Source organism: Tenacibaculum jejuense, from assembly GCF_900198195.1.
Lineage (GTDB): Bacteria > Bacteroidota > Bacteroidia > Flavobacteriales > Flavobacteriaceae > Polaribacter > Polaribacter jejuensis.
Window position 1 is genome coordinate 1,704,370 of the sequence record NZ_LT899436.1, and the last position, 13,300, is coordinate 1,717,669.

11 protein-coding genes are annotated in these 13,300 nt (G+C 29.6%); 3 read left to right on the top strand and 8 right to left on the bottom strand.

What is annotated here, in order from left to right:
• The first annotated feature begins 274 nt into the window (after window positions 1–274).
• Both AQ1685_RS07655 and AQ1685_RS07660 read left to right on the top strand, forming a co-directional pair.
• Window positions 275–1,414 carry an FIST signal transduction protein gene (locus AQ1685_RS07655; RefSeq protein ID WP_095070918.1) on the top strand — a complete coding sequence of 380 codons (1,140 nt, stop codon included), beginning with the start codon at window positions 275–277 and terminating at the stop codon, window positions 1,412–1,414.
• Between the two features lie 3 nt (window positions 1,415–1,417).
• Complete coding sequence (locus AQ1685_RS07660) at window positions 1,418–2,464, top strand: sensor histidine kinase (RefSeq protein WP_095070920.1); 1,047 nt, start codon at window positions 1,418–1,420, stop codon at window positions 2,462–2,464.
• Window positions 2,465–2,889: 425 nt separating this feature from the next.
• On the opposite strand, the gene AQ1685_RS07665 is transcribed toward AQ1685_RS07660, so the two are convergent.
• From AQ1685_RS07665 to AQ1685_RS07700, 8 genes are all read right to left on the bottom strand, one after another.
• Entirely contained in the window at window positions 2,890–5,484 is a 2,595-nt protein-coding gene (locus tag AQ1685_RS07665; RefSeq protein ID WP_095070922.1) for a beta-mannosidase, read from the bottom strand.
• Window positions 5,485–5,650: 166 nt separating this feature from the next.
• Window positions 5,651–6,121: a YHS domain-containing (seleno)protein gene (locus AQ1685_RS07670; protein ID WP_095070924.1), complete on the bottom strand. Its 471-nt coding sequence runs from the start codon at window positions 6,119–6,121 to the stop codon at window positions 5,651–5,653.
• Window positions 6,122–6,154: 33 nt separating this feature from the next.
• Window positions 6,155–6,508 (bottom strand): SPW repeat domain-containing protein, encoded by a 354-nt coding sequence (locus AQ1685_RS07675; RefSeq protein ID WP_095070926.1) that lies wholly within the window; start codon window positions 6,506–6,508, stop codon window positions 6,155–6,157.
• An 11-nt stretch (window positions 6,509–6,519) separates the two neighbouring features.
• Window positions 6,520–6,873, bottom strand: coding sequence for a hypothetical protein (locus tag AQ1685_RS07680; RefSeq protein WP_095070928.1), 354 nt, complete (start codon window positions 6,871–6,873; stop codon window positions 6,520–6,522).
• Window positions 6,874–6,951: 78 nt separating this feature from the next.
• On the bottom strand, window positions 6,952–7,998 hold the full coding sequence (locus tag AQ1685_RS07685) for a helix-turn-helix domain-containing protein (RefSeq protein ID WP_095070930.1): 1,047 nt from the start codon (window positions 7,996–7,998) through the stop codon (window positions 6,952–6,954).
• 47 nt (window positions 7,999–8,045) lie between these two features.
• Window positions 8,046–8,702 carry a hypothetical protein gene (locus tag AQ1685_RS07690; RefSeq protein WP_095070932.1) on the bottom strand — a complete coding sequence of 219 codons (657 nt, stop codon included), beginning with the start codon at window positions 8,700–8,702 and terminating at the stop codon, window positions 8,046–8,048.
• Between the two features lie 6 nt (window positions 8,703–8,708).
• Complete coding sequence (locus AQ1685_RS07695) at window positions 8,709–11,102, bottom strand: TonB-dependent receptor (protein ID WP_231970263.1); 2,394 nt, start codon at window positions 11,100–11,102, stop codon at window positions 8,709–8,711.
• A gap of 60 nt (window positions 11,103–11,162) precedes the next feature.
• On the bottom strand, window positions 11,163–12,857 hold the full coding sequence (locus AQ1685_RS07700) for a M23 family metallopeptidase (protein WP_231970264.1): 1,695 nt from the start codon (window positions 12,855–12,857) through the stop codon (window positions 11,163–11,165).
• Between the two features lie 148 nt (window positions 12,858–13,005).
• Here AQ1685_RS07700 and AQ1685_RS07705 point away from each other — a divergent pair, with 148 nt between their 5' ends.
• On the top strand, window positions 13,006–13,296 hold the full coding sequence (locus AQ1685_RS07705) for a hypothetical protein (RefSeq protein WP_095070936.1): 291 nt from the start codon (window positions 13,006–13,008) through the stop codon (window positions 13,294–13,296).
• Window positions 13,297–13,300 lie beyond the last annotated feature (4 nt).

The following is a 13,300-nucleotide window of genomic DNA, read 5'->3' on the forward strand; positions in this document are numbered from 1 at the left end:
TATGTAGTAAATGAATCATAATCTTAATGATTGAAATACATTAAGTACAGACTTAATAATATGCCTCCTTTCGTATGTAGTTTTATGTAAAAACACATCGTTTACTTACTATTCGTCTATACTTATTTGCATTTGGTCTAAAAATATATGCTTAGTCATAATGTGTCAGCTTAATTGTTCGTAAGAAGCAGTATTTTTAGGTTACGCCTAAATCCAACCAAACAAAAAATTCCCATGAATTTAATGTTTACAATTGTTCTGTATACTAACTAATATGAAAACGCTACAACTACAAAGAAGTAAAAATTCTGATTGGAAATACCTAAAAGAAGAGATAACATTGAAATCTCCTTTAGTCCTAGTTTTTGGAAAAAGAGAATTATTAGAAGATGAAGGAATTTATGACGAAATTAAAAGTATATTTAATGATGGTCATATAGTTTTTGGCTCTACATCAGGAGATATAACAGCCGATAAAGTTGATAGTGATAGTATTACAATTACAGCAATAGAATTTGAAAAAAGTACATTTCAGGTAAAACGATTCAATATTTTAGATTCAGTACATAAAACAAGTAGTTTTGAAACAGGAAAAGAGCTAATTAAATCTTTTCCAAAGAATGGTTTAAAACATATTTTTATAGTTTCTGAAGGCAGTTTTGTAAACGGAAGTCATCTAACTCAAGGAATGAATGAAGCGACAAATAATGAAGTTCTAATTACAGGTGCTCTTTGTGGGGATGCAGCTAAATTTGAAAAAACATTAGCTTCATATAACGAAAATCCTAAAGTTGGAGAAGTAGTTGCTATAGGACTATACGGAGATTCACTTGAAGTTTCGTGTGCTATAAATGGGGGTTGGACACCTTTTGGTCCTGAACGAATTGTAACTAAGTCAGAAGATAATATTTTATATGAGTTAGATGGAAAGCCTGCATTAGATTTATATAAAAATTACTTGGGTGAAAAAGCAAAAGAACTTCCTGGAGCGGCCTTATTATATCCTTTAAAAGTAAAATCTGAAAATGAAAATTATCCTATAGTAAGAACCATTTTAAATATTAATGAAGAAGAACAATCTATGATTCTTGCAGGAAATATTTTAGAAGGAGAACGAGTTCAACTTATGATGACCCATGTGGATAATATTGTGAATGCATCAGAATCAGCAGCATTGAGTGCTAATGAAAGTAGAACAAAAGAAGCAGAACTCGCGATTTTAGTGAGTTGTATAGGAAGAAAATTGGTGTTAGATCAAAGAGTAGAAGATGAAGTTGAAGAGGTTATGGAAATTATAGGGAAAGAAGCTACAGTATGCGGAATGTATTCTTATGGAGAAATTGCACCATTTAATGGCGAAAAAAAGTGCCAACTACACAACCAAACAATGACTATAACTTTAATAAGTGAATAAAGAATGAATTCTCTTTTAAAAAGGCAGATTAGAAAATATTTACCTGAGAATTTGCAAAATAATCCTGAACTTGAAGCTTTCTTAGATGCTGTAAATAAGTCATACACGAACTCAGACGAACAGTTTTCTATGTTGCAGAGAGCAACAATGATTAGTTCCGAAGAACTCTCGGATGCCAGTGAGAAATTAAAAAAAGAAACAGATAAGCAGAGAGAAATAATTGCTAAACTTAAAAATGTAATAACTACACTAAATGTTTACGAGTTAGAAAAAGATGATTCTCTAGAAGACAGTTCTACATTAAAGCTAGTGGATTTTATTGACCATCAAACCAAAGAAATTTTAAAAGTCAATCAATTAAAAGATAAGCTTTTAATTAGTTTAGAAAAACAAAATGAAGAATTGAATGAATATGCACATATGGTTTCTCATGATTTAGTTTCTCCATTAAGAAATATAGAAACTCTAGTACATATGCTTTCAGAAGATTATGAAGGATTGATAGAGAAGGATGGTTTAGATAAGCTAAAACTAATTAGTGAAAATGTAGAAAGAATAGATATACTAGCTGGAGCAATAAGAAATTATTCTTCCATAAAAGTACAAGCAAAAAAATTAACAAATCTGAATATGCATCATTTGTTAGATGATGTTATTAATGAGCTTAAACTTTGCAAAAGAAGTCATATACATATAGCTAACGAACTTCCAGAAATTAAAGTCGAAGCAGACAGTATGTCGCTATTATTCAGTCACCTAATTAAAAATGCAGTAAAGTTTAATGATAAAGAATTAAAAGTAATTGAAATTGGATGTAAAGAAGAAGAATTTTTTTGGGAATTTTATGTGAAAGATAACGGAAATGGAATTCAAGAATCCTATCTCAAAAATATTTTTATGGCTTTTTATAAATTAGAAAACGATTACCAATCTGCCGGAATGGGATTGTCTACAGTAAAGAAAATTGTAGATATGTATGAAGGTAGAGTTTGGGTGGAGTCTAAACCAGATTTGGGTTCAACTTTCTATTTTACAATCAAAAAACAATAGCGGAAAATAAAATTTATAGAACACGATACTTAATTAATTTGAGTTTGATGTAACTAAAGGTTGTTAGTTCGATATAGAATTCTGAAAGAGTTTTATGTTGAAAACCTATTGTGCATTTGGAGTGAAATTCTGTCAATTCGAGTGATTTTTCGAAATGAAATGACGAAAAATTGTATCGAGAATAAGAATTTTAACTTAGAAATAGTTCTCGATACACTTTTTTAGCTTCGCTAGGTGTCTTCAATTAAAATATATTTTGATTTCGCCAATCTCAAAAGCACTCGAACTGACAATTTGGGATTATGTATGTTTCTAAATGCACAACGGGTGTTAAAAATAAATTTTTAATGGTCAAAAATTACACCAATTAACAATCCTAAACTCTTAATATAAACGAACTCATATTAATTAAAAACTATTTTTATTTAGTATGAAACTTCAGGATTGTAGGTATCGACTAAACTAGATACTTTTAATTCTTTTTTGAAATCTGCTAAAGTTTTGAAGTTTCCTTTTTGAATAGTTATTGTTTTTTCTGTATTAGGTTCCATGGTAAAATAATTATCAGAGAAATTTTCATCAAAGTTTCCAGAAGCAAAAACACCGATAGCTAGTTTTTTAGTTTTTAAACTAACAATATATTCTGTGTCATTTTCAGAAACATTAAAAGTAATTTCTGGTTCAGGCAAATCTAAAGTCTTAAAAGGAACTAAATAATGTTGTTTTTTAGCAATAGTAGTTCCACCAACTTTTAAAGAAGCACTTAAGTAAGCTGTTTTCCATTGTGATGAGAATTCTTCTAATTTTTCTTTTAATATAGAAAGATAACTCTTAGAAGCATTAGCTTTTATTTCAACACTTTCATTCCATGATGTGATCACTTCTCCATCAAAACTTAATAAATCTACCTTTAATTCACCTTTTTGATTTGCTAAATCATCAGTAGCGATAAAAACGTTTACTCCATTTTCTTTTTTATCAAAACTAACAATCGTTTTTTCAAAAGACTTTTTTACACCATAATGTAAAGCTTTCCATTTTCCGTAATAATCAATACTAGACCAAGAAGCAACTGGCCAACAATCGTTAATTTGCCAATATAACGATCCCATACAACGGTATCTATTTTTTCGATGTGCTTCAATTCCAGTTGTAATTCCGTAAGCTTGTAATAAATGACTAACATGTAAAAAGCTAGCAAAATCTTTAGGCTTTTTATAATGTCTAAGCATATATTCTTCAATAGTACCATTTCCAATACTAGAACGCTGATGTGATTTCATTACTTCTGAAAAAATATCATGATCTTCTGGAATTGTATATTTATTTACAGTAGCCAATTCTGGAAAAGATTGAAAACCGAATTCCGACATAAATCTAGGAATCTTAACATTATAGTTTTCAAATGGTTCTTTTCCCCACCAAACGCCCCAATAATGTGCGTCTCCATCGGTGTGAGATTCTGGAACTCCTAATTCACTACTTGGCGAAGAAGCCCAATATTCTCTATCTGAATCATAACCTTTTACAGCTTCTGGTAAAACTTTATGAAAAATATCTGTATAAGCTTTCCATATCGTATTTGCAGCTTTTTCTGATTGTTCTTTAGTTACTTGTTGTTTCCAACCCCAACGTTCCCAAGCAGATAAAACTTCATTATTTCCACACCATAAAGCAATAGAAGTATGGTTACGTAATCTTTTGATATTATCAATGGCTTCTTGTTTTACACTTTCAAGAAAATCATCATCGCCAGGATACATTGCACAAGCAAACATAAAATCTTGCCAAACCAATAATCCTTTCTTATCACATAAATCATAAAAGGTTTTATTTTCGTAAACACCACCTCCCCAAACACGAATCATATTCATATTAGCGTCTTTTGCTGAATTCAAAATATGCTCGTAGTTTGATTGTTTTACTCGAGGTAAAAAGATATCCTGAGGAATATAATTTGCTCCTTTCATAAAAGTTGGTTTCCCATTTACAGTGAAGTAAAAAGAGCTTCCAATACTATCTTTTTCACGAATTAATTCTATTGTTCGTATACCGATTTGATGTGATTTAGCATCTGAATGATTTTTATGGCTTATTTTAACTTTTACGTCATATAAATGTTGTTTTCCCATACCATTTGGCCACCAAAGTTTCGGATTCTTAATTTCAAATGGAATGGTAAATGTATTCTTATTTATTACTAAAGATTTTTCTTCTGTTTTTACTAACGTGTCATTTACAAAAATTTCAAAAACGCTTTTTTCAATTTCTTTGGAACTATTGATTTCTATTTCTGCTGAAAGTTGTGCAGTTTCCCCTATGTTTTTTTGACGGATAAACACATCGTCAACTTTAAAGTTATCCCAACTTCTTAAAATCACAGATCTCCAGATTCCTGAAGAAACTAATCTTGGTCCCCAATCCCAACCGAAATGATATCCAGCTTTTCTAGAAAATATACTTACTTTTTTCTCTCCTTCAACTTTCCCAATCTTGGCTAAATCGTTATCAGAAACTGTAATTTCATAATCGATGGCATCATATTTTTCAATTCCTTTTTTAATTGGAGATTCTAATATTACACGTAATTCGTTTTTACCTTCTTTTACATAAGGTTTACAATTGATCGTATATCTTCTGAACATATTATCAGAAGTCATAATTTCTTGATTGTTCAGAAATACTTTTGAGTAGGTGTCAATTCCTAAAAATTCTAACTCAATGTTTTCTTTAGAAAAATCTTCTTTAGAAACTTCGAAACTCGTTTTATATTCCCAATCACTTTTGTCGATCCATTGCACATCATGTTCGTTTAATCGATAAAAAGGATTTTCAATGTCTTTGTTGGCTAGTAAATCGGTATGAACTGTTCCTGGAACTGTAGCATTTTTCCATAAAGTATCGTTAGTTTTTTTGAACGTCCAATTTTGATCAAGTTTCATTTCTTTTACGATTGATTCTTTACATCCAGTGAGTAACATTAGTATAGCAGAAATAAAGAAGAACTGAGTTAATTTCATTATTTGGTGGTTTGTTGTTTGGTTGAGCTAATAAATATATATAAAACCAGTTACTTAAGTTTTTAATATTCTCGCATTATTTGAACAAAAATTAACTCAGTAAAAAGAAAAACCTTATCCAAATAGTATGAATAAGGTTTTCAATTTAAAACAAAGAAGTATCGACTTAATTATAAGTACCCTTTAACTTTTTCCAATTTTTATTGGCAACTTTCACAAGTTTCTTGTCATCGTTTTCTTTTAACCATAGTTGTTTAGCATCTAACTCTACATTATTAAGAAACAGATAGTATTTACCGTTATAAACTAGAAATTTATTCGGATCTACTCTAAATTTAGCTCCTGCATAAGTACCAAAAGCACAATATCCCCCGTACTGTGGAAGGTACTTCGCAGGATTCTTATCAAAAGTAGTTTTTTGTTGAGCTGATGTGAAATAATACACAACACCTTCGTGAGTAGATTTATAATTTTTATTTCCTCTTTGCGCTAAATTTAAATCTAAGTAAGAAACAGGACTGTAACCTTGCAAAGCGATATTACTATTGTCGATATTATTAGCTTTTTTGTCTTGACTGAATGCTGAAATACTTAAAAGAAATAATCCAGCGATTGTTAATGATTTTAAAATTTTCATAATGTTATAATTTTGAGTTTGTGATTTGAGTTATTAAATATTTGTTTGGGGTTTGTGTGCACTTACAACTAGTAAAACAGCAGCTCCGTTAATCCAGTAGAAGTAAGCATCAATTCCTTTAAATGAGAATAAAAAAGGAACGAGTACAAATGTTAATCCGACTAAAAAATCTACTGTTAAATGGAATTTATAGGATAGTACTTTTAAAATTCCTAAGTGATGATCGGTAAGAACAGTTAAAACAAAAGCAGCTATACCAGTAATTACTGAAATCCAAAGTGCTAAAGGATTTGTTTTTCCTAATTCTAATAAAAAAGGCAATGCAATTAGTGCTATTGCTACAGGATAATCTAAAAATGCGTGAATTCTTTTAGTAACAAATTTCATAGTATTTACTTTTAATTAGCGTTAAAATATGCTTCACGAATTACCTGTCCTTCAGCATTCCATTCTCTTTGAATGATTTCATGCCAATAGATTTTCGATCCGTCTTTCATGTCAAAATCAAAAGTGAATTCAGATGCCGAGTTGTTACCATCAACTATAGAATTATGATGTGTAATTCCATTTACGTTAGCTATTGCTCCTAAAAATCCTTCCATTTTTTCAACCATTTGTAATTTTGTGTTTGTGGTTGAATTTGAATAATCTGAAGTTGCAGCATTGTCTGCGAAAAATGTTTTAACTGCGTTTACTATATCTCCTTGAGATACCATATTATCTATGCGTTGTACTTGATCTTTAATATTCATTTTAAATAATTTTAAATGGGTTATTAATCTGATACAAAGATCAATCAGAAGTAGGAGGAAGGAGGTACAAAAAAGGAGCTACCTATTGTACTTTTTTAAAAAGTCGGTTGGTGTAAGTTTAGTATGAAGTTTAAAAAATGAAGAAAAATGATTGGCTTCTTCAAAGCCTAAGAAGTAAGCAATGTTTTTAATTTTATCGCCTTGTAAAAGTAATTCTTTTGAAGTTCGAATAATTTCTTGACGAATTAATTGTCCCATAGAAGCATTTAAATTCTGACGAACTTTTTTAGCTAATGTCTTTTCAGAAATATGCATTTGATCTGCATAAAAAGAGAGTTTTTTTTCTGAAGTGTGAAATTCTTGTATAAGTTTGAATAAATCATTTTCGAAATGATCATCTAATTGATATCCTATTTCATCTCGAAATTCACTAGGAGTAATTCCAGTATTTTTCTTGAAGTTTTTATTGAAGTAAGCAACGTCTTTATAACCTTGTTCATAAGCAATTTCTTTAATAGAACTATCTGTAAAAGCAATTAGTTTTTGGTCTTCGATTAGACGTTTTTTAGTTTGTAATTTTTTTACAGTAACTCCAATTTTATTCTTTAATAAGTAATTTATATTCTGATTATTCTTACTTATTTTTTGAACGAGTTCGCTTACAGAAAGATGGTTTTTAAATTCTTGATCGATAACTTCCTTTACATCAAAAATAACTTGATATTCTTTTTTGTCAGCATTAAAAGGATTTTGCCAATACCACTGATTTATGGAGATATCAATAATATCTTTTGGAGATGAAAAAATAGTGTTTTGTAAGTATTCCTGACAATCTTTACATTCTAAATAATCAATATATCCAAGAGAAATTAAATGCTTGAATAGAATTCGTACATCTTGACTTTCGAATAAAACCTGATTGTCAAATTCTATTTTTCTAACCGTAAAAGAATCTGATGAGAATTTAATGTATTGCCCTTTTTCTAAAAAGATAAGTTTATCATCCCAATTCAAATAGTTTTTAAAATCAACCTGAATAGTTCCTTGTCCTTCTATGATATGAAAGAGTGTATAGGATTCAATAAAATAAATCTTATTGATTTCGGGATTAAACTTAGAAACCATAAATTCTTTTTTACAACAGTAAAGATATATTATTTCAAATAATCGGATTAAAATACACCTAAACCGAAAGTTTGTTCATAATGCCACTTTTCCTCTTTCTTTGAGAAGAATATAAGTGCATTAAAACCACAAGTTCCTCTTCCTATATAAGTGTACTTAAAAAATCCATAGTTATGTTTTGGAGAATAATAAACTCTGGAAAAATACATAAAACCTACATTTAATATGGAATCTTGTTTACCAAATCTAGAAGTATTTATGTTTCTGAGTTCTGCCTGTTTTTTAGTCAAAAATTCAACTCTTTTTTGTTTTAGAAGTTCGGGGTTAAATTGTAAAGAAACCAGCTTTTCAGAGTTTTTTATAACTTCATAAGCTTTAGAAGTTTCTCCTAATTTTCGTTTAACATAGCTTTTAGTTTCTTCCTCTAAAAATAATTCATCAAGATAATTATCTTTTAAAAGTACTATTTTCTGAATGGTATCTCTTTCTTCTATAGAAGACAATCTGTGTTTATTGACTTTATATTTCTTATTGTTTTTATTTGATAAGCGATAGTCAGGATAGCATAGTTCTATAGTATATATACTATCTAAAAGACTATTAATAATTTGTGTTTCACTAGAAACTTGAATCTGTTGATTGTATTTTGTAGTGGAACAACTAACTAAAACAATAAAATTTAAAAGAAGAAATATAGTTTTCAAAACACTTTAAAACTTCATTTTCAGTTTAACATTTAGTACACGACCTGTCATAAAATTAGGAATACCAAATTGACGTTTACTAAAAACATCTCTTACCCAAGTATTGGTAATAGAGTTTTGAATATCAAACATATTGAATAACTCAATACCAGCAGTTAGTTCTTTAAAATTAGTTAAGAATCCGTTTGTAGCTTTCTTATTAGCGTCAACAAAAATATAAGAAACTCCTAAATCTGCACGTCGGTAATCACGAAGTCTATTTTGAAAATCATAAGGATCAGCATAAGCTGGTGCACCGCCAGGAACTCCTGTATTGTAGACTAAATTTAAGTAAGCTTTTAAATCTGGTAAGTTTGGTACATAATCTTGAAATAAGACACCAAGCTTTATTCTTTGATCTGTAGGACGAGCAATATATCCTCGATTATTAATATTTTCTTCTGTTTTTAAGAAACCAAAGCTTACCCAACTATCGCTACCAGGAATAAACTCTCCGTTTAATCGCATATCTAAACCGTATGCATAAGCATCAGTAACATTATCGGCTCTGTAGCGAATACGAACATTATCGATAGAATAAGCGTTAACATCACTTAAATCTTTATAATATAATTCAGTGGTAAGCTTAAAAGGTCTGTCCCAAAGTTTAAAACTATAATCATTACCCAATACCATATGAATTGCCTTTTGAGCTTTAGTATTCGGATTTACTTGACCATCAAAACCTCTTAATTCTCTATAAAATGGAGGTTGCGCATACAAACCACCAGAAAGTCGGAATAACATATCACTTTCCCAGTCTGGTTTAATAGCAAATTGAGCTCTAGGACTAACTATAATTTGACTTTTTGAATTTAATCCAACTGGATTTACAGACCAATGTTGAGCTCTTACTCCAACATTAAACCAAATGTCATGATCATTCCAAGAAGTTTTTCTGCTGAATTGAACAAAGCCAGAAAAACGATGTGTATCAACTTCATTATCTGCTCTTACACTTTGAAAAGGTGTTATAGGACCAGTAAAAGGAACATAAGGCTGTTCGTTGATGAAGTTTGTAGCAGGAGGTCTTACAGAAAAACCAACACTATCTATTACTTCCCATTCACGAATACGATCTTTAATATTTTCTGTTTGATATTTTACACCTGCTCTCCATTCGTTATCTCCATCTTTTAAAACAGCACGAACTTGTGCACTTGTAATCAAAGCATCTAAATCGTTTCTTGCATGGTTTATTTGCGATCCTATTCCTTGTGTAAAATCTGCTTCTCCAAAATTTTCATCTCCAATATTTGTATTTACTTCTCCTAAACGATAAGCAGCAGCAATATCAAAATGCTCTTCTTCTTGTGTGTTGAAAGAAGAAAGTGTTCCTGTTAAATTAAAATCTTCAGAAACTTTATAATCTAAAGAAAGAGCACCGAATAAAGTTTGAAATGTATCTTCTTCTTGTCCTTGATAAAATACAGTAAGCTCGATAGGATCGGCAACAGTACCAAAACGAGTACTTCTACGTAATGGTTTATAATCATAATTATTCAATGAAAAATTCCCTAAGAAATTAATATCGATTTTATCGTTTAAAGTATAAGTTACTAGAGTTTGAATATCTGTAAAATTCGGATTGAAATCTGCTTCTATTTGTTTAGAGTTTACGAGTAAACTATTATCTCTGTAGCGTGCACTTACAACAGCGCTTAGTTTTTTATCTAAAAACACATCTTCAACAGTAATACTTCCACCTAGTAAACTTAAGTCAACTTGAGTTTGAAATTCTTTAGGCTTCCTGTAAGTAATATCTAAAACAGAAGAAAGTTTATCACCATATTTGGCTTGAAAACCTCCAGCAGAGAAGTTAATATTTTGAACTAAATGGGTATTAATAAAACTCAAACCTTCTTGCTGACCAGAACGAATTAAAAACGGACGATAAATTTCTATACCATTTACATACACCAAGTTTTCATCGAAATTACCACCTCTAACGTTATATTGAGTACTTAATTCATTGTTATTGTTTACACCAGGTAATGTCATTAAAACATTTTCTATTCCAGAATTTGCACCAACACTAGTTTCTACAGTTTTAATATTAATATCGGTAATTCCTTGAACCTCTTTCTTTCTATTCTTAATAATAATTTCCTCTAAATCCTGATTCTTAATTTCTAGAGTGGGAGAGAAGTTTATAGTTCTTACTCCTCTAGTTGTAAACTTTTTAGTAAATGTTTTATAAGAAACATGAGAAAAGGTAACCGCTACAGTTTTTCGAACAGGTATTTTAAATTCAAAAAATCCATTTTTATCAGTGGTAGTTCCTTGTCCTAAATAAGAAATAGCAACACCTTCAATTGGGTCTTTGAATTTATTAGTAATCTTTCCTTTTACAGTTGACATTTTTTGTGCAAATATCAATGCAGGAAATAGAAGGGCAAATAGAAGTTTTTTCAAAATGATTTATGGTTTACGATAAAACGTTGTAGAAATGGTTTCAGTATTTCCAACTTTATCTGAAACTACAATTTTAAAGATATGTTTGCTACCAACCAATTTTTTGTCGGAAAAATCATATGTTAAAATTCCTTTTTTATGATTATACTCCATTAAAATCCATTGACCATCAATAGAACCACGAAAACCATTAATACCAGAATCTTCGTCTTTGATCTTAACTTTCAGGGTTTTATTTTTTGAAATCCATTGGTTATCAGCAAAATTTATCAAAGTAATTTTAGGAGATATCGAATCTAATTTTAAAGCATAACTTCCTAATGTCTTTTGATTAGTGTAAACTTTATTTTTTTTCTTCTTTGTAGCTACGTATTTAGGGTATTTTGATTTAGTAACATTTGCAATGTACACTTGTTGTTTTTCAACAGTATTTAAATGTGAAGTATCAAAAGTTAGTGTAAAACGTTTATCCAGAGGAATTGTAGGTTCGTGTATTTTTGCAATACCATTATTAACATCAAAATCTAAATAGCAATCATGATAAAAAGAGTTCTTTGGAAATGCTATTGTTACACCATCTTTTTGAAATTTATGAAAATTTACAGCAGTTATTTTATAAGCTGTGGTGTCTTTTTTAATCTCTAAATCATTTTTTGAAACTCCTTTTATTGGAATTCTTAAGGTAGATGCATTTCCCTTAAAATCTTTGGCAATAATTTCTACATTGTAACTAGCCAAAGGTTCAATATTTAATTTACCTTCATTAATCAAGTTTTCATAAAGACTTAATTTATTTTTTGAAACACGATGTGTTTTTTGGAATTTCTTCTTGAATTTTCCATAATGATCATAGTCAATTAAAAGATTAATGTATTTACTTTCTGCAAAAGAGAAAGTTTCTACATCATGGTAATACACACGTTCACCATTCACATGCATTTCTAAACTATAAATACCATTTCTATTCATCGCTTCATCTTGCCTATCAAAAGTAACAACGCCTAAACCAATAGTTCCATTAGCTTCTATTCTTTGCGAAACATATTTACCACGCTCTATTTTTTTAATAGGAATAATAGATTTAACATTAGCATTATTTACTCTAGCATTAGTATCTAAAGGGAAAACCATTAGCTTTTCAATAATGGGGTTTCTAGTATCTTTAACAGCCAGACCAAAATGTAATGGATTTATAATTTTATCTGTCCTTGAATCTCTTATTTCATAATGTAAGTGTGGGCCTCCTGAACTTCCAGTATCACCAGAATATCCAATAATCTCTCCTTTTTTTACAGGAAATTTATCTTCTTCAGGAAATAAATTACCAGTGTAGTAACTTTTCTTTTTGTATTGCACACTTTTAACAAACTTCTGAATTTTTGGAGCAAACCTTTGTAAATGCGCAAAAACAGTAGTAAAACCACTTGGGTGTTTTACATATAAAACTTTACCAAAGCCGTATTGAGCAACTTTAATTCGATATATATAACCATTTGCAGGTGCTAAAATTGGGATACCTTCTTTTTGTTGTGTCTTTAAATCAATTCCAGAATGAAAATGATTACTTCTTAATTCTCCAAAAGTACCAGCGACTACGACAGGAATATCCATTGGATTAGAAAAATAACTTTTAGAGTATTTTTTTTGAGAAAAACTCACACTAACCGAGCAAAGTAAAAATAGGATATATAAATGTTTCAAAGCATATCTGTTTATCAACGAAAGTACTAAAATTATACCAAAAACGTATTGGGTTAATAATCAGTGATATTTATAAAAAAAGTATAAAGAGTTGTGATTGTTAAAAGAGATTGTTAATTTTGTTGAAATAGTTTATTTTCACTTATAAATGAATAATACATTAGAAGCAATTCATTTACTGGAAGTTAAGTTGAAAGATTTATTAATCAGATACGAATTTCTTTTAGAAGAGAATGAGGTTTTGCTGAAGCAAAATGGAGAGTTGCAAATTTTATTAAGTGAAAAAAAAGAGCAATTAAAAGATCAAAAAAAACAATTTGATCTTTTGAAAGTTGCTAAAACTATGGAAGGCAGTAATGAAGATTCGAGAAATACCAAACTCAAAATAAATGCTTTAATTCGAGAGATAGATAAATGTATTTTACTCTTGAATTCGTAAAAGT

Bases quoted from the DNA above. Each gene is read 5' to 3' on its own strand.
- AQ1685_RS07655 (WP_095070918.1), top strand. From the start codon at position 275: ATGAAAACGCTACAACTACAAAGAAGTAAAAATTCTGATTGGAAATAC.
- AQ1685_RS07705 (WP_095070936.1), top strand. From the start codon at position 13,006: ATGAATAATACATTAGAAGCAATTCATTTACTGGAAGTTAAGTTGAAA.
- AQ1685_RS07665 (WP_095070922.1), bottom strand. From the start codon at position 5,484: ATGAAATTAACTCAGTTCTTCTTTATTTCTGCTATACTAATGTTACTC.
- AQ1685_RS07675 (WP_095070926.1), bottom strand. From the start codon at position 6,508: ATGAAATTTGTTACTAAAAGAATTCACGCATTTTTAGATTATCCTGTA.
- AQ1685_RS07670 (WP_095070924.1), bottom strand. From the start codon at position 6,121: ATGAAAATTTTAAAATCATTAACAATCGCTGGATTATTTCTTTTAAGT.
- AQ1685_RS07685 (WP_095070930.1), bottom strand. From the start codon at position 7,998: ATGGTTTCTAAGTTTAATCCCGAAATCAATAAGATTTATTTTATTGAA.
- AQ1685_RS07660 (WP_095070920.1), top strand. From the start codon at position 1,418: ATGAATTCTCTTTTAAAAAGGCAGATTAGAAAATATTTACCTGAGAAT.
- AQ1685_RS07680 (WP_095070928.1), bottom strand. From the start codon at position 6,873: ATGAATATTAAAGATCAAGTACAACGCATAGATAATATGGTATCTCAA.
- AQ1685_RS07695 (WP_231970263.1), bottom strand. From the start codon at position 11,102: ATGTCAACTGTAAAAGGAAAGATTACTAATAAATTCAAAGACCCAATT.